This is a genomic window from Arthrobacter sp. HY1533 (assembly GCF_027568515.1).
In the GTDB taxonomy this organism is placed as follows: domain Bacteria; phylum Actinomycetota; class Actinomycetes; order Actinomycetales; family Micrococcaceae; genus Specibacter.
The window spans coordinates 70,677-95,050 of record NZ_JANKZF010000006.1 but is presented as its reverse complement, the minus strand read 5'-3'; the positions used below and the strand labels follow the sequence as shown (position 1 = coordinate 95,050).

At 67.2% G+C, this 24,374-nt stretch carries 20 protein-coding genes; 6 read left to right on the top strand and 14 right to left on the bottom strand.

Annotation, left to right across the window (positions count from 1 at the left end; translation table 11 throughout):
• Positions 1-25: 25 nt before the first annotated feature.
• Positions 26-937 carry a LysR family transcriptional regulator ArgP gene (locus PCK14_RS06795; RefSeq protein ID WP_269937706.1) on the top strand — a complete coding sequence of 304 codons (912 nt, stop codon included), beginning with the start codon at positions 26-28 and terminating at the stop codon, positions 935-937.
• On the opposite strand, the gene PCK14_RS06790 is transcribed toward PCK14_RS06795, so the two are convergent.
• Entirely contained in the window at positions 934-2,115 is a 1,182-nt protein-coding gene (locus PCK14_RS06790; RefSeq protein ID WP_269937705.1) for a MalY/PatB family protein, read from the bottom strand. The two genes, PCK14_RS06795 and PCK14_RS06790, sit on opposite strands and share 4 nt — an antisense overlap.
• 100 nt (positions 2,116-2,215) lie before the next feature.
• Between PCK14_RS06790 and PCK14_RS06785 the strand changes: the two genes are divergently transcribed.
• The gene (locus PCK14_RS06785; protein ID WP_269937704.1) at positions 2,216-3,472 is read left to right on the top strand and encodes an MFS transporter; all 1,257 of its coding nucleotides are present in this window, start codon (positions 2,216-2,218) and stop codon (positions 3,470-3,472) included.
• Positions 3,473-3,584: 112 nt separating this feature from the next.
• Here the strand turns inward: PCK14_RS06785 and PCK14_RS06780 are convergent, their stop codons facing one another.
• The gene (locus PCK14_RS06780) at positions 3,585-5,063 is read right to left on the bottom strand and encodes a TIGR01777 family oxidoreductase (protein ID WP_269937703.1); all 1,479 of its coding nucleotides are present in this window, start codon (positions 5,061-5,063) and stop codon (positions 3,585-3,587) included.
• A gap of 84 nt (positions 5,064-5,147) precedes the next feature.
• Positions 5,148-5,807, bottom strand: coding sequence for a DUF2268 domain-containing putative Zn-dependent protease (locus PCK14_RS06775; RefSeq protein ID WP_269937702.1), 660 nt, complete (start codon positions 5,805-5,807; stop codon positions 5,148-5,150).
• A 104-nt stretch (positions 5,808-5,911) separates the two neighbouring features.
• On the opposite strand from PCK14_RS06775, the gene PCK14_RS06770 reads away from it, so the two are divergent.
• Both PCK14_RS06770 and PCK14_RS06765 read left to right on the top strand, forming a co-directional pair.
• Positions 5,912-9,595 carry a TM0106 family RecB-like putative nuclease gene (locus tag PCK14_RS06770; RefSeq protein WP_269937701.1) on the top strand — a complete coding sequence of 1,228 codons (3,684 nt, stop codon included), beginning with the start codon at positions 5,912-5,914 and terminating at the stop codon, positions 9,593-9,595.
• A gap of 7 nt (positions 9,596-9,602) precedes the next feature.
• The gene (locus PCK14_RS06765) at positions 9,603-10,253 is read left to right on the top strand and encodes a DUF1345 domain-containing protein (protein WP_269937700.1); all 651 of its coding nucleotides are present in this window, start codon (positions 9,603-9,605) and stop codon (positions 10,251-10,253) included.
• On the opposite strand, the gene PCK14_RS06760 is transcribed toward PCK14_RS06765, so the two are convergent.
• The 7 genes from PCK14_RS06760 to PCK14_RS06730 form a co-directional block, all read right to left on the bottom strand.
• Positions 10,250-11,512: a low temperature requirement protein A gene (locus PCK14_RS06760; protein ID WP_269937699.1), complete on the bottom strand. Its 1,263-nt coding sequence runs from the start codon at positions 11,510-11,512 to the stop codon at positions 10,250-10,252. The two genes, PCK14_RS06765 and PCK14_RS06760, sit on opposite strands and share 4 nt — an antisense overlap.
• Positions 11,513-11,530: 18 nt before the next feature.
• Positions 11,531-12,811: a M18 family aminopeptidase gene (locus tag PCK14_RS06755; RefSeq protein ID WP_269937698.1), complete on the bottom strand. Its 1,281-nt coding sequence runs from the start codon at positions 12,809-12,811 to the stop codon at positions 11,531-11,533.
• Between the two features lie 84 nt (positions 12,812-12,895).
• Positions 12,896-13,651, bottom strand: a complete 756-nt coding sequence (aqpZ, locus tag PCK14_RS06750) for an aquaporin Z (RefSeq protein WP_269937697.1) — start codon at positions 13,649-13,651, stop codon at positions 12,896-12,898.
• Between the two features lie 212 nt (positions 13,652-13,863).
• Complete coding sequence (locus PCK14_RS06745) at positions 13,864-14,583, bottom strand: response regulator (RefSeq protein WP_269937696.1); 720 nt, start codon at positions 14,581-14,583, stop codon at positions 13,864-13,866.
• The gene (locus PCK14_RS06740) at positions 14,580-15,863 is read right to left on the bottom strand and encodes a sensor histidine kinase (RefSeq protein WP_269937695.1); all 1,284 of its coding nucleotides are present in this window, start codon (positions 15,861-15,863) and stop codon (positions 14,580-14,582) included. The genes PCK14_RS06745 and PCK14_RS06740 overlap by 4 nt, the downstream gene beginning before the upstream one ends.
• A 43-nt stretch (positions 15,864-15,906) precedes the next feature.
• Positions 15,907-16,797 carry an ABC transporter permease gene (locus PCK14_RS06735; RefSeq protein WP_269937694.1) on the bottom strand — a complete coding sequence of 297 codons (891 nt, stop codon included), beginning with the start codon at positions 16,795-16,797 and terminating at the stop codon, positions 15,907-15,909.
• Between the two features lie 2 nt (positions 16,798-16,799).
• Positions 16,800-17,744, bottom strand: coding sequence for an ABC transporter ATP-binding protein (locus PCK14_RS06730; protein WP_269937693.1), 945 nt, complete (start codon positions 17,742-17,744; stop codon positions 16,800-16,802).
• A 170-nt stretch (positions 17,745-17,914) separates the two neighbouring features.
• Here PCK14_RS06730 and PCK14_RS06725 point away from each other — a divergent pair, with 170 nt between their 5' ends.
• Entirely contained in the window at positions 17,915-18,592 is a 678-nt protein-coding gene (locus tag PCK14_RS06725) for a phosphatase PAP2 family protein (RefSeq protein ID WP_269937692.1), read from the top strand.
• Here PCK14_RS06725 and PCK14_RS06720 read toward each other — a convergent pair.
• From PCK14_RS06720 to PCK14_RS06710, 3 genes are all read right to left on the bottom strand, one after another.
• Positions 18,589-19,788: an MFS transporter gene (locus PCK14_RS06720; RefSeq protein ID WP_269937691.1), complete on the bottom strand. Its 1,200-nt coding sequence runs from the start codon at positions 19,786-19,788 to the stop codon at positions 18,589-18,591. The two genes, PCK14_RS06725 and PCK14_RS06720, sit on opposite strands and share 4 nt — an antisense overlap.
• 81 nt (positions 19,789-19,869) lie before the next feature.
• The gene (locus PCK14_RS06715) at positions 19,870-20,559 is read right to left on the bottom strand and encodes a phosphonatase-like hydrolase (protein ID WP_269937690.1); all 690 of its coding nucleotides are present in this window, start codon (positions 20,557-20,559) and stop codon (positions 19,870-19,872) included.
• Entirely contained in the window at positions 20,552-21,325 is a 774-nt protein-coding gene (locus tag PCK14_RS06710) for a GntR family transcriptional regulator (protein ID WP_269937689.1), read from the bottom strand. The genes PCK14_RS06715 and PCK14_RS06710 overlap by 8 nt, the downstream gene beginning before the upstream one ends.
• Positions 21,326-21,491: 166 nt before the next feature.
• On the opposite strand from PCK14_RS06710, the gene PCK14_RS06705 reads away from it, so the two are divergent.
• The gene (locus PCK14_RS06705) at positions 21,492-22,649 is read left to right on the top strand and encodes a TIGR03364 family FAD-dependent oxidoreductase (protein ID WP_269937688.1); all 1,158 of its coding nucleotides are present in this window, start codon (positions 21,492-21,494) and stop codon (positions 22,647-22,649) included.
• On the opposite strand, the gene PCK14_RS06700 is transcribed toward PCK14_RS06705, so the two are convergent.
• The gene (locus PCK14_RS06700; protein WP_269937687.1) at positions 22,646-24,328 is read right to left on the bottom strand and encodes an ABC-F family ATP-binding cassette domain-containing protein; all 1,683 of its coding nucleotides are present in this window, start codon (positions 24,326-24,328) and stop codon (positions 22,646-22,648) included. The genes PCK14_RS06705 and PCK14_RS06700 overlap by 4 nt on opposite strands.
• Between the last annotated feature and the right edge of the window lie 46 nt (positions 24,329-24,374).

Sequence of the window (24,374 nt, the reverse complement as noted above, 5' to 3'; positions counted from 1 at the left end):
TTTTCACGTTGCATAAGGAAAACTAATGGCATCGTTCCAAACCGAGCAGCTGCGCACCTTCCTGGCGGTGCTGGACCATGGCACCTTTGATGCGGCCGCCCACCGCCTGCACGTCACGCCGTCGGCCGTTTCACAGCGCATCAAGGCCATGGAGCAGGCAGCCGGGCAGGTGTTGCTCCAGCGCACCACACCCATTGCCCCAACCCCGGCCGGCGCCGTGGTCCACAGGCTGGCGCGGCAGCTGCGGCAGCTGGAAGCTGATGCGGCCGCCGAACTCGGGCTGGCAGGCACGGGCCCCGGCACCCTGGCAGTTGTGGTCAACGCAGACTCCCTGGCCACGTGGTTCCTGGATGCCCTGGAGCTCATGCCCGAATCCGCACAGCCAGCCATTGAGGTGGTGCGCGAGGATGAACAGCACTCCGTGGGGCTGCTGCGCTCCGGCGCCGTCATGGCTGCCGTGACGGCCACGGCGGACCCCGTGCAGGGCTGCTCGGCAACCCCCCTGGGTGCCATGGCCTACCGCGCCGTGGCCTCCGCAGGCTTCATGGGCCGGTGGTTCCCGCGGGGGTTCTCATCCGGCGCGTTGGATGCAGCCCCTTCGCTGAACTACGACCGCACCGACACACTCCAAAGCAACTTTGCCGCAGCCGTTGCCGGCGGGGCGTTGGCAGGGCCGCGGCACTATCTTCCGGACACGCTGCAGCTGGCCGACGCCGTGGCCCGCGGCCTCGGCTGGGGCCTCATGCCACAGGCCCATTGCAGTGCGGGGCTGAAGGACGGTTCGCTCGTGGATCTGGTCCCCGGGCACACCACGCGCATCCCGCTGTTCTGGCAGCGGTGGCGGATCGAGTCCCCCGCATTGGACGTCTTGACGGATTCGGTGCAGCGCGCCGCCAGCCTGGCACTGGACCAAGGCGCGCACCGCCAGGACGGCTAGGCCCGCAGTGCCGCGCCCATCTGCTCCACGATTTGGCGCAGGATCGGTGCGGGTGTGGCAAAGTTCAGCCGGACAAAGCCCTTGCCGGCATCCCCGCACAATCCGCCCTCGGTCAGGGCAACGCCCGCCCGGGCGGCGAAGAACTCGGTGGGCGTCCCCTCGAAGCCGCCCAGGTCCAGGGCATTGCAGTCGATGAACGCCAAGTATGTCCCCTCGGGCATGGCAAAGGAGGCGCCCGGCAGCTGCTCCGCCACGAGCCCGGCCAGCAGCATCCGGTTCCGGTCCAGGTACGCCAGAACCTCTGCCAGCCAGGGCCGCGCATCGTTGTAGGCGACGGTGTTGGCCACCACGCCCAGCGGCGTGGCGGAGTGTTCTTTGAAGCCGCCCTTGGCCTTCCACACGGCGGCGTCAGCCGCATTGGAGAGGATCAGCTGCGCCGTCTTGAGCCCGGCAAGGTTCCACGCCTTCGAGGCGGAGGTTGCCGTCACTGTGTGCCCGGCAGCGGCGGCACTGACCGATGCGTACGGAACGTGCGTGCCGCCGTCGTACACCAGGGGCGCATGGATCTCATCGGCAAAGACCCTGGCGCCGCGGCGCTCCACAATTCCTGCCAACCGTTCCAGTTCGGCGCGTGTGTACACCTTGCCAATGGGGTTGTGCGGGTTGCAGAGAATGAGCAGGTCGCCGGGCGCGAGCGCATCCTCAAGCCCGGCAAAGTCCACGTCCCAGGAGGCTGCCCGGACCATGGGGAGCTGCACAAGTTCGCGCCCGTACAGGGCTGGCAGCCACATGAACGGCATGTAGGCAGGCGTCATGACGACGATCCGTCCGGTCTCCGGGGTGAAGAAGCGCACCGTGCACTCCAGGGCCGTGAGGACGTCGGTCACGGGGCGGATCCACTCCGCCGGGACGTCCCAGCCGTGCGTCTCGGCCATGAATGCGCTGGCGGCCCGTCCCATGCCGGGGATCAGCACGTTGGGCAGGTAGCCCACCCGGCCGGAGGCCACGGTCTCCGCGACGCGCGCGGCGATGGGCTGCGCCAAGCCAAAGTCCATCTCCGCCACCCACGCCGGCAGCATGTCAGGGAACTCTGACCACTTCAGGCTGCCGACGCTGCGCAGCTGCCCCGCGGTGATCGCATCAAAACGGGCTGTCGCGTCGGTCTGTGGTGTTGCCATGGCGGGGCGCTCCTCTGTCACACTGGTTTGGTCTTCGATTCACCCTAGGGCAATTCCGCGCCCCCAACCGGCACCCCGCCTGCCAGCCAAGGACCCACCCATGACCTCCCTTCCCCGCCAGCGACGCAACCAGGCTGTTTTGGTTGCCGGCCAGCTTTTGTCAGGCGTCGGCGTCGCCTCGGGTGTTGCCGTGGGCGGCATCCTGGCCGCCGAGCTGGCAGGCACCACGGCGGCCTCCGGCTTTGTGCAGACGGCCTCGGCTCTGGGCGCAGGCCTGGTCGCCGTGCCGCTGGCCAACCTTGCCGTGCGGGCCGGGCGACGCTGGGCCCTCAGCGCGGGCTTTGCGCTTGGGGCCGTGGGTGCCACGCTGGTGCTGCTGGCCGCGGAGCTGGGGCAATTCTGGCTCATGGCCGCCGGCATGCTGTTCTTTGGCTCGGCCACGGCGGCCGGCTTGCAGGCCCGCTATGCAGCGGTGGACGGCGCCGCCCCCGAGAAGGCAGGGCGGGCCATGGCGATCGTCATCTGGGCCACCACCGTGGGCTCCGTGGCCGGCCCCAACCTGTCCGAACCCGGCCGCCTGCTGGGCATGAACCTGGGCCTGGTGCCCCTGTCCGGGCCTTTTGTGTTCTCCCTTGTGGCGTTTGTGACGGCCGCCCTGGTCATTGCCGTCTTCTTCCTGGCTCCGGCGGCAAACGCCGGCGCGAAGCCCGTCAAGTCCGCCAAGCAGCACGGCGCGTGGCGGGCGCTGCGCCTGGCCTCACGCAATCCGCGCGCCCTGTTTGCCCTGGCGACCGTCACGGGCGGGCACGCCATCATGGTGGGCGTCATGGTCATGACCCCCGTGGCCATGAACGCGCATGGGCATTCACTGGAGATCATCGGCATCGTGATCAGCCTGCACATCCTGGGCATGTACGCCGCAAGCCCCGTGTTTGGCTGGCTCGTGGACCGGATCGGCGCGCAGTCCGTGGCGTTCATTGGCATGGGCATCTTCCTGGCCGCGATCGCCCTCGGCGCCGTGGTCTCGGACAGCAGCGACCCCATGCTCATGTCCGTGGCCCTGGCCATGCTGGGCCTGGGCTGGTCGGCGTGCCTGATCGGCGGCTCCTCGCTGCTAAACCAGTCGGCCCCCGACGATCTCCGCGTCCCGCTTCAGGGCGCCAACGACATGATGATGAACTTTGGAGCCGCCGGAATGGCCGCCCTGGCTGGTCCGGTCCTGGCTTGGGGCGGTTTCTTCTGGGTCAACATGATGGCCCTGGCCGTGCTCCTGGTCATGGTCACCCTGGCCCTGCGCGCCCTGCGCACGACGCCGGAACGCGCCTCCGCGGAGCCCGTCACCGACACCGTGGCGTAGCCGGGCGGCGTCCCAACCCGCGCGGGGGCAGTTGTTAAGATCCGAGCATTGCCGGCAAGCCTCGGATCTTAACAACTGCCCCCGCGGCGCTCCGGCCCGTGTGCGGGTGTCCCTAGCTCCCCGACGTCCTGCCCAGGATGTGCCGCAGCGCCGCCTCCAGGTCCGCATGCCGGAACGTGTATCCCGATTGCTGGACCTTGTCCGCGGACACGCGCTGGCTGGCCAGGGCGAGTTCTGCGGCGCCCTGCTCCCCCAACAGCAGCCTGGGCCCGAGTGCCGGGACCTTGAGGGCGGCCGGGCGGTGCAGCACCCGGCCCAGGGTGCGGGCAAATTCGGCTGCCGTCACGGGGTTCGGGGCAACACCGTTGACCGCACCCTCAAGGGACGGGGACAGCGCGGCATGGGCGAATATGCCGGCAATGTCATCAATGCCGATCCAGCTCTGCCACTGCCCCGAACCCAGCGGCCCGCCCACCCCCGCAAGGTACAGCGGCAGCAGGCGCTGCAGCACGCCGCCGGACGCGGATTGCACGATGCCCGTGCGCACATTCACCACCCGGACACCGGCCCCGGCGGCAGGCGCACAGGAAGCCTCCCAGTCGCGGCAGACGCCAGCCAGGAAGTCGCTGCCGGCGGGGTCCGATTCAACGAGCGGCCGCGGCCCGGCCTGGGCATGCGGGTCCGCCCCGTAGTATCCAACAGCCGAGCCGGAGACCAGGGTGCGCTCCACGCCGTCGGGCGCCAGCCCTGCCAGCGTTTCGGCCAGCAGGCGGGTTCCCTGGATCCGGCTCCGGTAAATGGCATCCTTGGTGGCCTGCGTGAACCGCCCGCCGATGGGGTGCCCGGCCAGGTTGATGACCACCTGTGCCCGGGCCAGCGCCGACGCATCGATGTCTCCGGCGGCGGGGTCCCAAAAGATCTCGTCTCCGCTGCGGGGCGCCCGGCGGACCAGTTTCAGCACGGTGTGGCCGCCGCCGGCCAGCAGGGCGCACAGCTGGCGGCCCACCATGCCGGAGGCGCCGCTCACCGCAATGGCCAACGGTTCCTGTATATGCCCGGCATGGAATGCAAGGTCGCCCAGCAGCTGCCGTTCCCGGAAGGCAAACATGTGCGCCAGTTCCGTCTCCATGCGCTGCACTGCCCAGGCTCCACGGGCCGGTGCCGGCAGTTCATAGCGCACCTCGTCCACCATGACGGTGGTTCCCGGGGCGCCGTCGGCAAAGCTGTGCCGGTGGGTCCAGGAGGCCAGCGGGCCCTTGTCCATGACATCCGTGAAGCTCTCGCCGGGCACCAGTTCGGTGTGCAGGGCGTCCCAGCGGATCTCCGGATGCGTCCACCGCTTGCCGGCGATGGACGGCGGCAGCAGTCCGCGCACGGTGCCGGCCGCCGATCCCAGCCACATGCCCAGCCCGCCGGGGGCACCCACGCCCATGGCCGCCGTCGAGCCGGGGTTCAGGCCGTTGCTTGGCTCGGCCAGGATGGTCCCAAAGAACGACGGCGTGAGCCGCACCAGGGCGCCCGGCCGGGTGAACCAGCGGAAAACTTCCTCGCGCGGGTGGGGAATGTGCGTTTCATGGCGGAACGTGGGCATGGCGCCTCCTGGGTGGATAGGTCCCATCTTGCCGCATTCGGCTGTGCGGCGGGGCCGGCGCGGGAATGTCCGTGGCCCTTCGGGCTAGGCAGCAGGCCGGGTCTGCGGCGAATGGTGCAGAAAGGCCGACGCGGGAAGTTTCGTCGCGTCCTGGATCGAGATCTGCGCGGCCTTCAGGTGCCTGAGCACCAGTTCATTCCCCAGGCCGTAGCCGGCCCAGCGGGGCAGGTGGCCTTCACCAAAGAACCATGTGGCGTGGCCATAGCCGGTGGTGTGCAGCAGGGGCGCTGCTTCTGCCCAGAGTTCATTGAAATCGGCCCTTGCCTTGGCATAGGGCGGGGTGTGTCCCGTCATCAGGCTTTCATACACGGTTGCCAATCCCTCCGACACGAGGGCCTCCAGCAAGGTGGGGCCGTATCCAACACTTCGCCACCGGGCTGCATGGTTCAGCTCGTGGGCCACGGTGCCGGGCAGATTTGTGCGCCAGTTGATGAACTCTGGATTCTCAGGTTCGACGGCGATGACCACCAGGCCTGCGCTGGGCGCATATCCCCCCACGGCCAGTTCCTGGATGGGAAGGTACGTATATTCGGTTGTGAGCACCACGTCGATGCCGGCAATGCCGAGGTCGGCGGTGAACCGTGCCACGCATTCCTGCATCAGCATTTCAAGGTCCCCGGCCACTGGTGCATCCATGCGGGCGGCGGCGTTCAGCACTGTCACGGTGTTGGCGAGGGCGCTCATTGCTCGATCCTAGTGGAACGTTGGCGTGGCGGGGCCGGCACGGCAATGTCCGTGGCCCTTGCTAGATTCAAGGTGCGCACCGCTCCCCGCACGGAAGGCTCCACATGTTTCTGCTTGACTCCCCCGAGGGCAGCCGGCCGCTGATTTTCTCGGCCTCGGACCTCGTGACGGCCAGTGAATGCCAGTACCGGACGCTGCGGATCCTCGATGAAAAGCTGGGCCGGACGGCGAAGCCGGGCTTTGCCAAGGACGAGATGCTGGAGCGGGCCGCCAAGCTCGGTGATGCGTTTGAGCACAAGATCCTTGATGAATACACAACAGAATTCGGCGAGTGGGACAGCGCCGCGGGCAAGGGTGTGAAGGACGTTGCGCGGGGCGATTTGAGTTGGGCCGGGCTCGAGGCCAAGCGCGAGGAAACCTTGGAGGCTCTGCGCATCGGCGCCGACGTGGTTTTCCAGGCCACCTTCTTCGACGGCTCCCTGGTGGGCTTCGCCGACTTCCTGATCCGGCAGCCCGACGGCTCCTACGCAGTCCACGACACCAAGCTGGCACGGCATGCCAAGGTCAGCGCCCTGCTGCAACTGGCCGCCTACGGGGACCAGCTGCAGCAGTACGGCATTCCCGTCCACCCCGTGGCCACACTGAAGCTCGGCGACCGCAGCGAAAGCAATCACCCCATGCCGGACCTGCTGCCCGTGTTTCGGGAGCACCGCGGGCGGTTCCTGGCACTGACGGGCGCCCACAGCGCCCAGCCGCTTCCCGTTTCGTGGCTGCAGGAAGGCATCGGCTACTGCGGCCGCTGCGACTACTGCGCGGAGCAAGTCAAGCTGCACGAGGACCTGCTGCTGGTCAACGGCATGACGGGTTCGCAGCGCCGCAAGCTCATGGCGCAGGGCATCGGCACGGTCCGGGAACTGGCGGGCATGGCCATCCCTGACACGAAAGGCCCGCTGGCCCGCCTGCGCGACCAGGCCCGCATGCAGCTGGGCATGGAACCGGGCGTGGTCACCGTGACGGCCGGCAAGGACGGCACCGAACATGAGATCAGCTTCAAGGTGCTGCGGGATTCGGTCAGCAAGTTGCCCAAGCCCAGCCCCGGCGACATCTTCTTCGACTTTGAGGGCGACCCCCTCTGGCAGGATCCAGCCACGGAAAAGTGGGGCTTGGAGTATCTTTTCGGATCGATCGAGGCCGTTCCCGAGGATGCGAACCCAGCCACCGTGCCCAACGGCGAGCTGGTGTTCAAGCCATTCTGGGCACACTCCCGCGGTGAGGAAGGCGAGGCCTTCAGGGCTTTTCTGGAGTATGTCGAGGCTCGGCGGGAAATATGGCCGGACATGCATGTTTACCATTACGCGCCCTATGAAAAGTCGGCCCTGCGCAACCTTTCGGTCATCCACGGCGACAGCACATCCGAGGACACGATCGATGACTGGCTGCGCTCCGGCCTGTTGGTGGACTTGCTGGACACCGTCCGGCAGTCGGTGCGGATCTCGGAGTCCTCCTACTCCATCAAGAAGCTCGAACCGTTCTACATGGGCCAGGACACCCGCTCCGGCGATGTGAAGGATGCCGGTGCTTCCGTGGTGGCCTACGCGGACTACTGCGCGCAGCGCGATGCCGGGAGCGGCGGTGACGCTGCCATGGCAGCCAAGGCGGAGGAAACCCTTGCCTCCATCAGCGACTACAACCGCTACGACTGCGTATCCACGCTGCGCCTGCGCGATTGGCTGTTCGCCATCGGGGCCGCCGTGGAGGTGGAGACCTGGTCCGAGGGCAGCGGAAAGCTCAGGCTCCCCGAGGAAAAGAAAGGCGGCTTCGAGCCGAGCCCCGAGGAGGCGAAGCTGGCCGGCTACATCGCCGCGCTCAGGGAACAAAAGGGCTACGAGTTCAGTGCCGAGGAAAACGCGATCGACATGGTGGCAGCCGCCGCCAGCTACCACCGGCGAGAAGACAAGCAGTTTTGGTGGGGCCACTTTGACCGACTGGAAAAGGGCCCCAATGCCTGGACTGAGGAACGCAACATGCTGCGCATCGAGCATGTTGAGATGGTTCAGGATTGGGCCAAACCGGCCGACAAGCCCCGGGCCCGGACCGAATCCCGCACCCTGAGGATCACGGGGACCGCCACGGAAGGATCGGACTTCCGCCCGGGAACCACGTGGTTTGGCATGTACAACGCCCCCTTGCCCGAGGGAATGGAGGACGACCCAACAGAATCCAGCAAGGCACCGGCCCTGCGAGGCGGGCTGTTCAACACCACAGTGCTCGAGGACGTCTCCGACCCCGCAACTCCGGAACTGACCACCCTGCTCGTGGAGGAAAAATCCACCACCAAGGTGCAGCCCTACAGCCAGCTGCCCATTGCCCTCGCGCCCAACAAGCCTGTCCCCACCGCCAGCATCCGGGCAGCGCTCTCGGAACTGGCCACCACAGTTGGCGGCAACGTTCCCCACCTGCCCAAACACCCGGGCCTGGACATCCTCCGCAAGTCAGCACCCAGGCTGCACGACGGCGCAAGCCTCCCCTCCGCGATCGTGTACGGGGACGGGCACAGCACGCAGGAGCACGACTACATCTCCGCCATCACCGGGGCCGTGCTGAACCTGGACCACTCCTACCTTGCCGTCCAGGGCCCGCCCGGCACCGGAAAGACGCACGTGGGATCGCACGTCATCGCAAACCTCATGGCCAGGGGCTGGAAGATCGGCGTGGTGGGCCAGTCGCACGCCGTGGTGGAGAACATGCTGCGGGCCGCCGTGGACAAGGCCGGGGTGGACCCGGAGCGCGTGGGCAAGAAGCTCAACGGTGCCTACGAGGTGCCGTGGAAAGTCACCGACGACAAGCAGTTTGGCAAGCTGCTTGGCAGCCAGGGCGGGGCACTGATCGGCGGCACGGCCTGGACCATGACGGGCGCCAACGTGCCGGAGGGGTCGCTGGACCTGCTCGTCATTGACGAGGCCGGGCAATATTCGCTGGCCAACACCCTGGCCGTGGCGCGCGCAACGAAGAACCTGCTGTTGCTTGGGGACCCGCAGCAACTGCCGCAGGTCACGCAGGGCTCTCATCCGGCGCCTGTTGACGAATCGGCGCTGGGCTGGCTGTCCGCCGGCCACGCCACATTGCCGCAGGAGTTGGGCTACTTCCTCGCCGATTCCTGGCGGATGCACCCCGAGCTGTGTGCCGCGGTGTCGCGCCTGAGCTACGAGGGGAAGCTGGCCTCGGCCCCGGCCGCCGGCCAGCGCCATCTTGCCGGCAAGGCGCCCGGCGTGGAAACCGTGTACGTGGCCCCGGCCCCGGGCAGCGGCCAGGAGAACAAGCAATCCTCCCCGGAAGAGGCCGAGGAAGTGGTGGCCCAGGCCCGAATACACCTCGGATTGATGTGGACCCCGGGACAGGACAAGGAACCGCGGCCGCTTGGGCAGGAGGACATCCTGGTGGTGGCCGCCTACAACGCGCAGGTGCACCTGGTGCGCGCCACCCTGGACAAGGCGGGCCTGTCCGGGGTGCGCGTGGGCACGGTGGACAAGTTCCAGGGCCAGGAGGCCCCCGTGGTGCTGGTGACCATGGCCTGCGCCGACCCGTCCGGTGCGCCACGCGGCATGGAATTCCTGCTCAACCGCAACCGCATCAACGTGGCGGTGTCCCGCGGGCAGTGGCGGGCGGTCATCATCCGCTCCCCAGAACTGAGCAACTTCATGCCGTCACGGCCGGAGGGCATGGCGGAGCTGGGCGCGTTCATCGGCCTGTGCACGCCCCGGGACAGTGGGGCGCCAGCCATGGCATGATCTCACCATGGACCACCTCAGCACGAACCGCAGACGACACCGGCAGCTCCGCCTCCTGGGCATGGTGCTTTGCGGCGCGGCTGCCGCGGCGTTGACGGGCACTTTGGGGGCGTGGATCTACGCCCCGGCCGTGGGCTGGGCCGTGGCGGCCCTGATCTACAACGCCACCGTCTGGTTCACAATTGCCCCCATGGACGCCGGCCGGACGGCTGCCCACGCCATGGAGGAGGATCCCGGCCGGAGCACCTCCGACCTGCTGATCCTGCTGGCGGCACTGGGCTCGCTGGCCGCCGTAGGACTGGTCATGGTGGGCAGCCATGACGCGCACGGGACAGGCAGGTTCCTGCTCGCGTTGCTGGCACTGAGCTGCACGGCGATGTCGTGGCTCATGGTGCACACCCTTTTCACGCTGCGCTACGCCGAGATCTACTACCAGGGCGAACCCGGCGGCATTGGCTTCAACCAGGACGAGCCGCCGCAGTACACCGACATTGCCTACATGGCCTTCAGCGTTGGCATGACGTACCAGGTCTCGGACACCAACATCACCACGCGGGCCATGCGCTCGGCCGTGCTGCGGCACAGCGTGCTCGCCTTTGTGTTTGGCACGGGCATCCTGGCCACCACCATCAACCTCGTGGTCAGCCTCGCAGCCTAGGCCTGACGGTCGCCCGGCGCGCCGTGCCCGGCCAGCCGTCCCAGGGCGGCCTGGCGGCGGCGGTGGCCAAGCTTTTCGTCTGCAATGATCATTCCGGCCGGTGCCGCAGCCACAATCACCAGGCACAGGGCCACGGGCGCCTGCGCCAGGGCAAGCAACACTGCCCCGGCCGTGGCGGCCACAAAGCCCGCGGCCATCCACAGGTGCAGCGGATCCAGTTCCACCATGACGGCGTAGAGGCCAACAAGCGCCAGGGCGAACACTGCAACAGGGATGGCCACGGCGGCAACAACCCCGGCCTCGCTCAGGGCTGAGTGCCCCTCGAGGTAGTACGCCACCACGTGCAGCCCTGCCCCTGTCGCCGCAATCGCCGAGAACACCAGAATGTGCGAGTAGCCGAAAATGTATGACACATTGCGGTTCGCGTGCAGGGCCTGCCCCGAGGGGAGTATGAAGTACAGCCACCACATGGCAAAAGCCAGGCCCGTCCCGGCGAGCCCAACAACCGCCGTGTCCACGCTCCAGCCGTGCGTTGCCACGAGTGCACGCAGCGCCTCAATGGTGCCCAGCAGGCATTCGCCGAGGGCAATGATGACCAGCAGGCTGTACCGTTCCGCGATGTGGTGCGCGTGCCACGGCGTCCGCACCCTGCGTTCGGCCAGGCCCGGCGTGGACATCTCCAGGACAAACAAGGGCGCCGCCATGAGGAACATGACAGGAATGCTGGTCTCCACAAAGATGACCACGATCCAGCCCAGCTGCGCAATGGCCAGGTACTTGGCGTATTTCAGGCAGGTGGCGCGCCTGCCAGGATCCTGCCTGGCGGCCCGCAGCCACTGGAACACGAGGGCAAGGCGCATCACCACATAGCCCAGCACCATGACCCGGTTGTCCACGTGCCCGCCCTCAACAATGGAGGAAAACATTGGCTCCAGCCCCATGGCCAGGATCAGCACGCCCACCATCTGCACCATGGTGACCAGCCGGAAAACCCAGTCGTCGGTGTCGTAGGCGCTGGCAAACCAGCTGAAGTTGATCCAGGCCCACACCACGGCAAACATGGCAAAGCCGAAGGCCAGCAGGCCTGCGCCCACATGCCCTTCCGCAAGGGCGCCGGCGAACTGGGCCGCCGCCACGCCAAAGGAAATGGCGAACGTCAGGTCAAAGAACAGTTCCAGCGGCGTGGAGACGCGGCCCTTCTCCAGCGGGTCGCGGCCGCCCATGGCGGCAAGTGCGTGGCTCAGCGGATTGTTGGACACGGCCGTCTCACCATGCGCCTACAAAGGCTCGCCAAAGAAGGTTTCGGCAATCCGGGCCAGGTGGTGCGGATCATCCACCCCGCACAGCTCGCGGGCGGAATGCATGGACAGCAGCGGCGTGCCCACATCCAGCGTCCGGATGCCGAGCCGGGTGGCCGTGAGCGGGCCAATCGTGGAACCGCACGGCACATCGTTGTTGGAGACGAATTCCTGGTACGGGGCGCCTGCCTTCGCGCACAGCACGGCCCACGCGGCAGCACCCACGCCGTCGGTGGCGTAACGCTGGTTGGCATTGATCTTCAGCAGCGGGCCGCCGTTGAGCACGGGCAGGTTGGCGGGGTCGTGCCGTTCGGCGTAGTTGGGGTGGACGGCGTGGCCGGCATCGGCGGAGACGCAGAAAGACCCCGCGAAGGCCCGGCGGCGCTCGCTCACCGAGGCACCCAGGCCGTCGGAGACCCGGGTCAGGACGTCCTCCAGGATGGGGCCGCAGGCGCCGGAACGCGAGCCTGAACCAATTTCCTCGTGGTCAAAGGCGGCAAGGACCGGGATTACGGGCTCCCCCGCAGCCGTGGCGTCGGCCGTGGCAATGAGCGCCACGAGCCCGGCATGCACGGACGTCAGGTTGTCCATGCGTCCTGCGGCGAAGAATTCGTTGTTCGCGCCAAACACCTGGCCCGGCTGGGTGTCGGCCACAACAATGTCGTAGCCGCCAATGGTGGCAGGGTCCACTCCCGCGCGCCCGGCCAGCAGCCCGAGCAGGTCCTCCTGCCCGGCGGGCCCCTGGCCCCACACGGGGTTCATGTGCTGCTGCTTGTCCAGCTTGAGCCCGTCATTGGCGGCGCGGTCCAGGTGGATGGCAAGCTGCGGAAAGCGCAGCAGGGGGCCGGTGGCCACAAGGGTTTCGGTGCCGTCGAGGTCCACCAGGCGTCCGGCAAACTGAAGCTCCCGGTCCAGCCAGGAGTTGAGCAGCGGGCCGCCGTACACTTCCACGCCGGCCTGCAGCCAGCCGAAGCGTCCCGTGGTGGGCTTGGGCTTGAGCTTGAAGGACGGGGAATCGGTGTGTGCGCCAAGGATGTTGAATGCCGTTGTGGCCGTGGCCGTCTTGGGCACGATCCAGGCCATGATGGCGCCGTCGCGGATCATGAAGAACTTTCCATGCACGGGCCATGCTTCGCTTTCGGCGAGCTGGGTGAACCCGGCCGCCGCGAGCCGCCGCCCCGCCTCATGCGCTGCGTGAAAGCTCGACGGCGAGGCCTCGATGAAGTCGCGAAGGTCCAGGATGTGCTCAACAGAAGTCATGTTTCGATTCAATCATACATCTGGGCGGGGGGGGGGGGCGCCCCCCCCCCCACCCCCCCCCCCCCCCCCCCCGCCGTCGTAAAACTACTTGCCTGCGGAGACTGAGGCTGCCGTGGCGGCAATGCTCTTCTCGCCGAAGAGGCTCTGGTAGCTCAGGCCCGCAATTGCCGCACCGATGAGCGGGGCAACAATGAACAGCCACACCTGGCCCAGGGCTTCCGGACCGGCGAACCAGGCGACGCCGATGGAGCGGGCCGGGTTGACGGAGGTGTTGGTGATCGGGATGGACACGAGGTGGATCAGGGTCAGGGTCAGGCCGATCGACAGGCCGGCAAAGCCCTTGGGTGCGCGCTTGTCGGTGGCGCCCAGGATGACGTACAGGAAGATGGCGGTCAGGATGATCTCGGCCAGCAGTGCCGAGAGCATGTTGTAGCCGTTGGGCGAGCGGTCGCCGTAGCCGTTGGAGGCAAAGCCGGAGGTGACGGCGTCAAAGCCTTCCTTGCCGCTGGCAATGGCAAACAGGCCCAATGCAGCAACTGAGGCGCCCACCACCTGGGTGACCATGTAGGCCGGGACGGCCTTCCACTCAACGCGGCCGGCAATGGCCGCACCAAGGGTGACGGCCGGGTTGAAGTGCCCGCCGGAAATGTGGCCCACAGCGTAGACCATGGCCAGCACGGTCAGGCCGAAGGCCAGGGCAACGCCGAGGAAGCCGATGCCCATGTTGACTACGTTGCCGTCGCTGCCGGCAAGGACCTGGGCGGAGAAGATGGCGCTGCCGCAGCCGCCGAAGACAAGCACGGCGGTGCCGAGGAATTCCGCCGTGAGGCGGGCTGTCATGGATGTGTTCATAAGTTCATCTGTTCTCTAGAAAATGGTGCTTCCTGGTTTCAAGATCCATCAGGTCCAGAGGGCAACAGACAAACTGGCATCCCCCATGCCGTTAGAACTTGTTGCTACAAATGCTATGGCACGCGAGTTACAGACGTAGGTACAAAATGTAAACATTACGGTGTATTTTTGCCCAGGCGCCGGGCGCGCCGGCTTTGCCGCTAGTAGTCGGGGTTGCTGGGGGTGACCATGCCCGTCTCGTAGGCGTACACCACCACCTGGACGCGGTCGCGCAGGTGCAGCTTGGTCAGGATCCGGCGCACGTGGGTCTTCACGGTGGCCTCGGAGAGAAAAAGGGTGTGCGCAATCTCGGCATTGGAGAGCCCCTGGGCGATGCACTGCGCCACCTCCAGCTCCCTCGGGGTCAGGTCCTCCAGCAGCGGGTCCACCTGGTGGGCCGGGCGTGTCGGGCTGTTGCGGACAAAGTTCTCCAGCAGGCGTTCGGTCACGCGCGGGGCCACCACGGCATCGCCGCTGGCCACAAGGCGAACCGCCTGGACCAGGTCCTGCGGCGCCACATCCTTGAGCAGAAAGGCGCTTGCCCCGGCCTGGAGTCCGGCAAAGGCGTATTCGTCCAGGTCGAAGGTTGTCAGGATGATGACCCTGGCCTCGGAGTGCGATGAGCTGATCCGGCCCGTGGCCTCGATGCCGTCCATGAGCGGCATGCGCACATCCATCAGCACCACGTCGGGCAAAAGCCTGTCCACGGCGGCAAGTGCCTCGATGCCGTTGGAAGCTTCGCCCACCACGGCGATGTCATCCTCGCCCTCCAGGATCAGCCGGAAGCCCATCCGCAGCAGCGGCTGGTCATCCACCAACAGCACCCGGATGGGCCCGTCCACGGATTCGCCCACAATTTCCCCCTCAAATTCTTGGTTCATGCCTGGCCTTCGGCCGGGTGCAGGGTGGCAACGACGAGCCACCCGCCCTGCGGAACCGGTCCGGCGTCGACGGTTCCGCCGTAGATGCGCGCCCGTTCCGCCATACCCACAATGCCACGCCCCGTGCCCACGGAGGCATTCATGGTGCCGTGGCCGTCGTCCCGAACCCGGACGCACAGCTCCCCGCGGTGGGGACTGTATTCAATGGACACCAGCACCCGGGACACCGAGGTGCCGTAGCGCAGCACGTTGGTCAGCGATTCCTGCACAATCCGGTAGACGGTCAGGGCCAGCGCCGGGTCCGCGGGCGCGGGCGGGCCTGACTGGCTGAAGCTGATGGGCAGGCCGGCCTGCCGGAAGCCCTCAACCAGGGCGCCCAAGTCGGTCAGGTCCGGTTGTGGGGACCGGTTGGCCCCGCCGTCGGCGCGCAGGACCCCGAGCACGCGGCGCATGTCCGCCAGGGCGGTCCGGCCGGTCTGGGAGAGCTGGCCCAGCACCTCCCCGGCCTGTGCAGGATCCCGCTTGACCACCACGGCGGCACCGTCGGACAGGGCCACCATGACTGTCAGCGAGTGGGCCACCACATCGTGCATTTCCCGGGCGATCCGGTTGCGTTCGGCCACCGAGGCGAGCTGCGCGTTGCGCACGGCCCACTGGCGCAGTTCCTCCTCGTGCCGGCGGCCGCTGCGCACGCCGGCGCCAATGCCGGCGGCGATGATGTTGGCCAGCAGCATCATGATCGCGGAGATCACGCTGGTCTGGGCGGCGGTGGGCCCGTCAGCCACGAGGTATTCGGAGGGGAACTGGAAGAAGAAGAGTGTGTAGAGAATGAGCGGGATGGCGCTCAACAGGGCGAGCGAGAAGCTCAGAAGGGCGCGGTGTGCAACCGCCACGGCATAGAGGGCAAACCAGATGCTGATGCCGATGTTGCCGGAGTTGGGCACCATGACGGCGTTGAGCACCTCAAAGACGGAGAGGATGGCCAGCACGGCCAGCGGCCTGTCCCGGCGGAACATGAGCACCACGGCGGAGGCCAGCACAATGATGGTGTGCACCCGCAGGTCCATGTCGGCCGCGGCGCTGATGTAGATGCCGGAGGTCGCGGCCAGGTAGGCCAGGGCCACCACCACGTCCATGACGCGGGGGTGGCTGTGGAAGTAGGTCCTGAACACGCCGCGGCGGCGGGCCGCAAATTCTTCGGCCCGCCGCTCAACGGAGGGTGGTTCGGCGGGGAAGGCGGCCGTTCGTTCCGCGTTCCCCGCCGGTTCTGGTGTGCGCATCTGAGTTGTCCCAAGAACCCCGAAAGGGGTTCATCAGCAGTCCCTAGATGTCGCGGGTCTTGAGGGAAATGGTGGCGGGGACCAGGAAGAGCAGGATCCAGCCGAGGAAGACCATGCCGCCGGCGAAGGGGCTCAGGAAGGCTTCCTTGTCATTGATCTCCAACATGCGGCCGCCGGAAACACTGGGCACATACTGTCCCACGTACTTCCAGAACTCGCCCGGCGCCATGCCCAACAGGCTGGTGCCAATTTCCAGCAGGAACATCAAGGCCACCAGGACAATGATGCCGCCGGCGGAGCTGCGCAACAGCGTGCCCAGGGACAGGCCGATCAAGGAAACTCCCGCAACGTACAGGCCGCCCATCAGGATGGAGTAGGCCACGCCCTCCAAGCCAAAGGAAATCTCAATGCCGTAGGCGCCGAAGATGGGCATGGCCACGAGCATGGTGACCACGGCAGCCACCAGCGTCAGGAAGTAGGAGACCACCACCAGCACCGCGGCCTTGGCAAAGAATGCCGGGAGGCGCCGGGGCACGGCCGTCATGGTGGAGCGGATCATGCCCGTGCCGAATTCGGAGGAGATCAGCAGAACTGCCAGGGCACCCAGGATGAGGATGCCGATTTGCAGGCCCGCATTCGGGATGGCGTACAGGTTAAAGCCAAGGGCCTCCTGCGCCTGGGCCGCGGTCATGGGTTCCGAGGGTGCACCCGGCATTCCCATGCCCATCCCGTTCTTCATGGCCCTTTCAAACGTCATGGCCTCCACCCAGGCTGTCATGGCGCCAACACCCACCATGGCCACAAAGGTGAAAAGCAGCAGCAGCCGGGTGGAGCGCAGGGAACGGAACTTGATCCATTCACTGCGCAGCACGCCGGCAAATGTCACGGAACCGTGTGCGGCGCGCCCGGGTGAGGAAATCGTCGTCGTGCTCATCTTTAGAGTCCCTTCGTGGCTGCGGCCGGCTCGGCGCCGTCGAATTCTTGCGAGTGGTATTCCACTGCGTCCTTGGTGAGGTTGAAGTAAGCGTCCTCGAGCGAGGTGGACAGCGGGGTCAGTTCGTAGACCAGCACCTGGTTGGCCAGCGCAATGGCGGCGATCTGGCGCGTGTCCAGGCCGGAAACTTCAAGGGTTTCGTTCTCGTTGCACTCGACCTTTACGCCGTTGCCGCCCAGCAGCTGGCTGAACCGGGTGACCTCGGGGGTGCGCACCCGCACCTTGGCCTGCTGGGTGCCGGCCAGGATCTCCGCGATGGGGGCGTCGGCAATGATCTGCCCGCGGCCAATCACAATGAGGTGGTCGGCGGTCTGCGCCATCTCGCTCATGAGGTGCGAGGACAGGAAAACTGTCTTGCCCTGCCCGGCCAGGTGCTTGGCCAGGTTGCGCACCCACAGCACACCCTCGGGGTCCAGGCCGTTCACGGGTTCGTCCAGGATCAAAGTCTGCGGGTCGCCCAACAGGGCCGAGGCAATGCCCAGGCGCTGGCCCATGCCCAGGGAGAATCCGCCGGCCCTCTTCTTGGCGACGGCGGCCAGGCCAGTCATGTCGATCACGTCGTTGACGCGCTTCTTGGGGATGTTGTGCGTGGCGGCCATGGCCAGCAGGTGGTTGTATGCGCTGCGCGAGGTGTGCACGGCCTTGGCATCGAGCAGGGCGCCCACCTGGTGCAGCGGGTCCTTGTGCTGTGCATAGGACTTGCCATTGACAGTCACGGTGCCGCGGCTGGGACGGTCCAGGCCCACGATCATGCGCATCGTGGTGGACTTGCCTGCGCCGTTCGGGCCCAGGAAGCCCGTCACCATTCCCGGCTGGACGGTGAAGGTGACACCGGCCACCGCCGTCTTGGCGCCGTAGTGCTTGGCCAGGTTTACTGCCTCAATCATGGACGTCCCCTTTGGATGGTCGCCGGGCCACAACGGGCCGGGCCTTTCGAATCTATTACCACCGTACGCAACTGGCCGGCCGATTTCGCCCATCTCAGGGATGATTCAGGGTCCGCTCAGGGTCGTCCCATCGGATGATGCCGCCCAGCCCCGCCCCCTAGACTGGCCAGATGCCATCCCCCGAACCCGTCAAGACCCTGCCCCCGAGCGGCGGGGCCGCCCGCCCCCTGGATTGGCCGCGCAGCCGGCTTCTGTGGATTGCCGTGCCGGCCCTGGCCATGGTGCTGGCAGGCGCGGTAATGCTCGCCGCCACGGGGAACAATCCCCCGTTCCAGAAGTTCGACGCCGGCTGGTACCAACTGATGCTCGGCTCACGGACGCCGTGGCTCACCGGCGCCAACCGGGTGCTGGACTTTGCCGGCAACGCAGGCATGGTGATTTATTGCGTGGTGCTGTTCCTTCTCCTGCTGCGGCGGCATTGGCGGCTTGCCCTGTTCACGGCGGGGGCCAACCTGGCCGTCCTGGGTACCACCCACCTGTTGAAGTTCCTGGTGGCGCGGCCGCGGCCGGAGGACCGCCTGGTGCCGGTGGATTCCGGCTCATACCCTTCAGGGCATACAAGCGCCACTGTGGCCGCCATGCTGGTGACGGCGATTGTGCTGGGCCGGGCGTGGATGTGGATCAGCGGCGCCATTCTCGGCGTGGCCATGATGTACAGCCGCACCTACCTTGGCGCCCACTGGGTTTCCGACACGGTTGCCGGGGCACTGCTGGCGGTGGGCCTGGTACTGCTGCTGTGGGCGCTGATGAAGGATAAATGCCTTGTGGGGAATGTTCCGCCGGGCTAGCTGGTGGCGTTTTCGAGTTCCGCCTCGGGCAGGGGCCTGGCGGCCGGGGCCGTGAGGATGGAGGCCACGATCGCCACCGCGATGGCCAGCAGGGCCCAGCGGATCGTGACGTGGTCGCCCAGGAATCCCAGCAGCGGCGGCCCGGCCAAAAACGCCACGTAGCCGATGGTCGAGACCACGGAGACACGCGCGGCGGCCCGGGCCGGATCGTCGGCGGCGGCCGACATGCCCATGGGGAACCCCATGGCGGAGCCGGCACCCCAGAACACGGCGCCAACCCCGGCCAGCAGCATGTTGGGTGCCAGGACAAACAGCACCAGGCCCAGCAGGGCGGAGCCAAGGCTGCCGTAAAGCACGGGGACGCGGCCAAAGCGGTCCACGAAGCGGCCGCCGCTGAATCTGAACAGGGTCATGGAGGCAACGAACACGGCGAACATGATGGCACCCTGGGATTCCGAGGCACCGAAGCCGTCCACGGTGGCCTTGGCGATCCAGTCGTTGGCGGAGCCTTCGGTCAGGGCGGCGCCGAGGACCACCAGGCCAACCAGCAGGGTGCGGCTTTCGGTCCAGGCGCTGCGGCCCTTGGCCCCGGCGGCCGATTCACCCCCGGCGTTGCCCACGGTCTCCACCTCGGGCAGGAAGTGGCGGGGCACAAACACCATGACCAGGACCACGGCCACCACGATGGCGAACAGGTGTCCGGACATGCTCACATCCAGTGCCGACAGCCCGGCCCCCACGAGCGCCCCGACCAGGGCACCACCGCTGAAGCCGCCGTGGAACTGCGGCATGACGGTACGGCGCAGGTGGCGCTCAACGGCGGCCCCCTCGATGTTCTGGGCCACGTCCCACAGCCCGATCCCGATGCCGAAGAAGAACAGGCCCACGGCCGTCAACGGCACGGCGTGCATGGCAAGGGCGGTGGCAATGACGAGCCCGCCGAATGCCGCCGTGAAACCGCCAATCCGGATGGTGCTGGCCGTGCCCACGCGGGCAACCACTGTGCCGGCCAGGGGCAGGGCAATGACCGATCCGGCCGCGATAGTCAGCAGGAGCAGCCCCATCTCCCCGGCCGTCAGGTCCAGGATCCGGGTGACGGCGGGGATGCGGGCCGCCCAGCTGGCGAACACGAAGCCGTTGATGGCAAAAACGGTAAAGGTGGCAATGGCCGCGCGGCGGACCGTTTGCTGGTTCATGGTGGATTGGCTCTTTACGCAGGGGGCTGGTGGCACTTTCAGTCAACTCTAGTGCCGTGCCGCACCTCCCAGGGGCGCGCGTCAGGCGGGCTGCGTTTCCGCCAGCTCCGGCACCTGGACAACACCCGCGAGGATGTAGTCATGTGAATGTGCGGAGAGGGCGTCGCGGCCCAGCTTGCCGGTCAGCACGCCCACGGAAATGCCGCCGGCGTTGCGGCCGGCCTGCACGTCCACCACGGTGTCGCCGGCAGCAAGGACCTTGCGGACATCGTGCACGCCGGTCCTTTCCATGGCGCGGTGGATCATGTAGGGGGCGGGGCGGCCCTGGGCCACGTCGGAGGTGGTGACCACGGCATCGACCGTGCTTCCCTCCCCTGCACCCACGCCCCAACCGAGCGATTCGAGCAGCGGGTAGGCCACGTCGTCGTCGAATCCGGTGGTCAGCGCCACCTTGATGCCGCGGCTGCGCAGCGTGGCAATCGCGGCGGCCACGCCGGGCAGCGCAACCGGTGGGGTTGCGGCGTAGCGTTCGGCCAGGATTTCACGGAAGCGGACAAAGGCGGCGGCCACGCGTTCCTGTGTGGGCTCCTGCCCGCCCAGCTCCATGAGGGCGGTGATGGCCGTGACCTTGTCGGCCCCCATCCATTCCTGCAGGTCCGCAACGGCCACTGGGGCCCCAGTTTCCTGCACGGCGTCCTGCAGGGCGATGTAGACGATTCCGTGGTCGTCAACGGTGGTTCCGGCCATGTCAAAGACGGCAAGTTCAATCATGGAGTTCATTTCCTTCTGGCGTCGGGGATCCCTGGATGCGGGCCACGGGGGCCCGGCCGTGCAGGGTGTTGTGGATCATGAAGTTGGCAAGTTCGGGCCGGTACCTGTCGTCGGCGTATTCCAGCGGCTGGTTGCTGCTGGAGTACGTCACGCGGCGTTCGCGCAGCAGTGGCGCACCGGGCGCCACGCCCAGCAGGGCGGCATCGGTGGCATCGGCGGCGACGGCGTCGATCACGTGGCGGGCGCTGTGCAGGTCAATCCCACAGGCCAGCAGGTGGCGGAAGGTGGAGCCGGAATCGGGGTCAAAGGCCAGCAGCGGTGCCCCGGCGGCCAGCACAAAGTGGGAGCGTTCAACCATGGCCGGTTCACCGTCCAGGAGGCGCTGGCGAAGCAGTTCCACCACCGGCTCGCCCTCCGCGATGCCCAGCTGCCCCGCAGCAAGCGGCCCTGCCGCCCGGCGGGCAATCTCAATGGTCTTTTGCCCTGGCGTCCGGCCGATCGTTTCCGCCCATTCCGTGAAGGACATGAACGTCTCCACGGACTGGGATACCACGCCGGGGCTGACCACAGGCGGCCGCCCGCGCCCGCCGGAGATTCGCCCCTCGGAGCGCAGTGCCGCAAGGGCCTGCCGGACAGGTCCGCGCGAGGCGCCAAACTCGCGGCACAGCGCGGACTCGGAAGGCACGGCGGCCCCTTCGAGCCAGCGGCCGGAGTCGATCCGGTGCCGGAATTCTTCCCGGAGCTGTTGGTGGATGGGCAATGTCATGACTTGATCCTACAAGTGGAAAATGGCCTAATTCCGCGGATTTGGGCCCCTTTGACTTGAACAAATGGCGAACTTTCGGGGGCCAGGATGAACCTTGCCCAAACTTGTCAATACAAGTGCCGCCGTGGCTTGCAAGGGCGGCACCTGTCAGGGAAAAGTCGGTTCCATGAGCGAATTGAATGCAAAGTTTCCCGCCACCGATGTCCTGATTGTGGGCGCCGGAATCACCGGGCTGGCCCATGCCGCCGAGGCCGTGTCCCGTGGCCTGACCGTGCGCATCATTGACCGTGACACGCGGGCCGCAGGCGCCTCGATCCGGAACTTTGGGCATTGCTGCGTCAGCGCCCAGACCGGCGAGCTGCTTGAGCTGGCCACCGTGGCGCGGGAGGGCTGGCTGCGGCACAGCGCCCGGGCTGGATTCTTCTCGGTGGAGTCCGGCGCCCTGGCCGTGGCCCGCAACAGTGCGGAGATGGCCGTGCTGGAGGAACTCGCGGCCCTCCGCGGTTCCGGCAGCGTTGAGCTGGCCCCGGCCGGCCGGGTGCGTGAGGAACTTTCCGGCGGCGGCGACCCCGCCATCGTGGGCGGCGCCCTGCTGCGTGAGGACATCCGGGTGGACCCGCGCCAGGCCGTGGGCAGCATGGCTGCCTGGCTGGCCGCCCAGCCGGGCGTTTCCTTCCTGTGGCGCACCTCCTACCTGGGCCCCGACGACGCCGGCACCTCAGCAAGCGGGACCGTCACCGTGCGCACCTCCCGCGGGCAGCTGTCTGCGGCACGGGTGATCGTGTGTGTGGGGCACGACCTGGACTATGTGCACCCCGAGGTGGCGGAACCCTTTGAGGTGAACCGTTGCGGCCTGCAGATGGCGCTCGTGCGCCCGGCCCGCCCCCTGGACATCCGGCGCGCCGTGCTCACGGGCACGTCAATGCTGCGCTACCCGGCTTTTGCCCAGACGGCCGCCGCGGCAGGGCTGCGCACCGAGCTGGAAACCAACAGCCCGGAACTGCTCGCGATCGACGCGAACCTCATGCTGACCCAGCGCCCCGACGGCACGCTGCTGATCGGCGACAGCCACCACACCGAAACAACGCTTGACCCGTTCCTGGACGAGGCCACCTCGGACACGCTCCTGGACGGCGCCGCCAAGCTGCTGGGCGCGGGCCCCTTCACCGTGTTGCAGCGCTGGCAGGGCATTTACGCCTCAAGCCCGCAGCAGAGCTTCCTGGTCAAGGAACTGCAGCCCGGCGTCACGGCCGTGTCCGTCACCAGCGGAATTGGCATGACCATCAGCTTTGGGCTGGCCAGGAAGACGTTCGCCCAGTTCTAGCGGGCGCGCTCCACCCGCTTCTCGTCCCACACGGGCTCGTCAGATTCGTAGACCTTGCCGTCGGAGCCAAAGACCAGGAAGCGGTCAAAGGAGCGGGCGAACCAGCGGTCGTGCGTGACGGCCATGACGGTGCCCTCGAAGGAGTCGATGGCCTTTTCCAGGGCCTCGGCCGAGTGCAGGTCAAGGTTGTCGGTGGGCTCGTCAAGCAGCAGCAGGGTGGCTCCGGAGAGCTCCAGCAGCAGGATCTGGAACCGCGCCTGCTGGCCGCCGGAGAGGGAATCGTACTTCTGCTCCGAACTGGAGGCCAGGCCGTAGCGGTCCAGCGCGCCGGCGGCTGCCTCGCGGCCCAGCCCGGAACGGTGCTCGTCGCCGCGGTGCAGGATGTCCAGCAGGGTCCGGTTCAAAAGGTCCGGCCGGGCGTGGGTCTGGGCAAAGAATCCGGGCCGGATGCGGGCACCGAGCTTCACCTTGCCCTCGTGCGGCACATGGGCAATGTCGACGTCGGACACGGGCTCGTGTTCCTTGTCCGGGTCGGATCCGCCGGCGGCCAGCAGGCGCAGGAAGTGGCTCTTGCCGGAACCGTTGGAGCCCAGCACGCCCACCCGGTCGCCAAACCAGATCTCGGCGTTGAACGGCTTCATCAGGCCCGTGAGCTCCAGCTTGGTGGCCACGATGGCGCGCTTGGCCGTGCGGCCGCCCTTGAGCCGCATCTTCACGTTCTGCTCAATGGGCAGCGCCTCCGGCGGGCCCTTCTCCAGGAACTGGGCCAGGCGGCTCTGGGCGGCCTGGTAGCGGTTGGCCATGTCGGAGCGGAACGCGGCCTTGGTCTTGTACATGTTGACGAGTTCCTTGAGCTTGACGTGCTCCTCGTCCCAACGCTTGCGCAGTTCTTCAAAACGGGCATTGCGGTCCTCGCGGGCCTTGACGTACGACTCGAAGCCGCCGCCGTGGGTCCAGCTGGAGGCGCCGTTGATGCCTGGCTCCAGGGTGACGATGCGGTCCGCGGCGTTGGCCAGCAGTTCGCGGTCGTGGCTGACGAACAGCACTGACTTGTCGGATTCGGCCATCTTGGCCTCGAGCCAACGCTTGCCCGGCACGTCAAGGTAGTTGTCGGGCTCATCGAGCAACAGCAGCTCGTCGGGGCCGGAGAACAGTGCCTCCAGAACCAGGCGCTTCTGCTCGCCGCCGCTCAGTGAGGCGGCCTTGCGGTACTGCGCCGTATAGAAGTCCATGCCCATGGCGGCCATGGTGACTTCGTCCCAGGTGGTTTCCATCTCGTAGCCGCCAACGTCGCCCCAGTCGGCGATGGCCTGGGCGTACGCCATCTGGCTGGGCTCGTCGTCGCGCTCCAACATGGCCAGCTCGGCCTCATCCACGGCCTTCCCGGCGGCGGCAATGTTGGCGGAGGCCACGGACAGCAGGAGGTCGCGCACAGTGCTGTCGTCACGGACCTGGCCCACGAACTGCCGCATGACGCCCATGCTGCCGGAACGGGAGACAACGCCCTCGTCGGGCTTGATGTCCTGGCAGATGATGCGCAGCAGGGTGGTCTTGCCGGTGCCGTTGGGGCCGATCAGGGCCGTCTTGGTGCCGTCGGAGACGCGGAAGTTCACCCCGTTCAGCAGCTGCCGGCCGTCGGAGAGGAAGTAGTCAATGTTTGCAACGTCAATATGTCCCACTTGGCAATTCTCCCATCCCCGCGCGCACTTCCCCACCGCAAGCCCC

Bases quoted from the DNA above. Each gene is read 5' to 3' on its own strand.
- PCK14_RS06795 (WP_269937706.1), top strand. From the start codon at position 26: ATGGCATCGTTCCAAACCGAGCAGCTGCGCACCTTCCTGGCGGTGCTG.
- PCK14_RS06735 (WP_269937694.1), bottom strand. From the start codon at position 16,797: ATGAGCACGACGACGATTTCCTCACCCGGGCGCGCCGCACACGGTTCC.
- PCK14_RS06705 (WP_269937688.1), top strand. From the start codon at position 21,492: ATGAGCGAATTGAATGCAAAGTTTCCCGCCACCGATGTCCTGATTGTG.
- PCK14_RS06775 (WP_269937702.1), bottom strand. From the start codon at position 5,807: ATGAGCGCCCTCGCCAACACCGTGACAGTGCTGAACGCCGCCGCCCGC.
- aqpZ (WP_269937697.1), bottom strand. From the start codon at position 13,651: ATGACAGCCCGCCTCACGGCGGAATTCCTCGGCACCGCCGTGCTTGTC.
- PCK14_RS06710 (WP_269937689.1), bottom strand. From the start codon at position 21,325: ATGACATTGCCCATCCACCAACAGCTCCGGGAAGAATTCCGGCACCGG.
- PCK14_RS06725 (WP_269937692.1), top strand. From the start codon at position 17,915: ATGCCATCCCCCGAACCCGTCAAGACCCTGCCCCCGAGCGGCGGGGCC.
- PCK14_RS06780 (WP_269937703.1), bottom strand. From the start codon at position 5,063: ATGCCCACGTTCCGCCATGAAACGCACATTCCCCACCCGCGCGAGGAA.
- PCK14_RS06770 (WP_269937701.1), top strand. From the start codon at position 5,912: ATGTTTCTGCTTGACTCCCCCGAGGGCAGCCGGCCGCTGATTTTCTCG.
- PCK14_RS06740 (WP_269937695.1), bottom strand. From the start codon at position 15,863: ATGCGCACACCAGAACCGGCGGGGAACGCGGAACGAACGGCCGCCTTC.
- PCK14_RS06790 (WP_269937705.1), bottom strand. From the start codon at position 2,115: ATGGCAACACCACAGACCGACGCGACAGCCCGTTTTGATGCGATCACC.
- PCK14_RS06755 (WP_269937698.1), bottom strand. From the start codon at position 12,811: ATGACTTCTGTTGAGCACATCCTGGACCTTCGCGACTTCATCGAGGCC.
- PCK14_RS06765 (WP_269937700.1), top strand. From the start codon at position 9,603: ATGGACCACCTCAGCACGAACCGCAGACGACACCGGCAGCTCCGCCTC.
- PCK14_RS06785 (WP_269937704.1), top strand. From the start codon at position 2,216: ATGACCTCCCTTCCCCGCCAGCGACGCAACCAGGCTGTTTTGGTTGCC.
- PCK14_RS06720 (WP_269937691.1), bottom strand. From the start codon at position 19,788: ATGAACCAGCAAACGGTCCGCCGCGCGGCCATTGCCACCTTTACCGTT.
- PCK14_RS06745 (WP_269937696.1), bottom strand. From the start codon at position 14,583: ATGAACCAAGAATTTGAGGGGGAAATTGTGGGCGAATCCGTGGACGGG.
- PCK14_RS06715 (WP_269937690.1), bottom strand. From the start codon at position 20,559: ATGATTGAACTTGCCGTCTTTGACATGGCCGGAACCACCGTTGACGAC.
- PCK14_RS06730 (WP_269937693.1), bottom strand. From the start codon at position 17,744: ATGATTGAGGCAGTAAACCTGGCCAAGCACTACGGCGCCAAGACGGCG.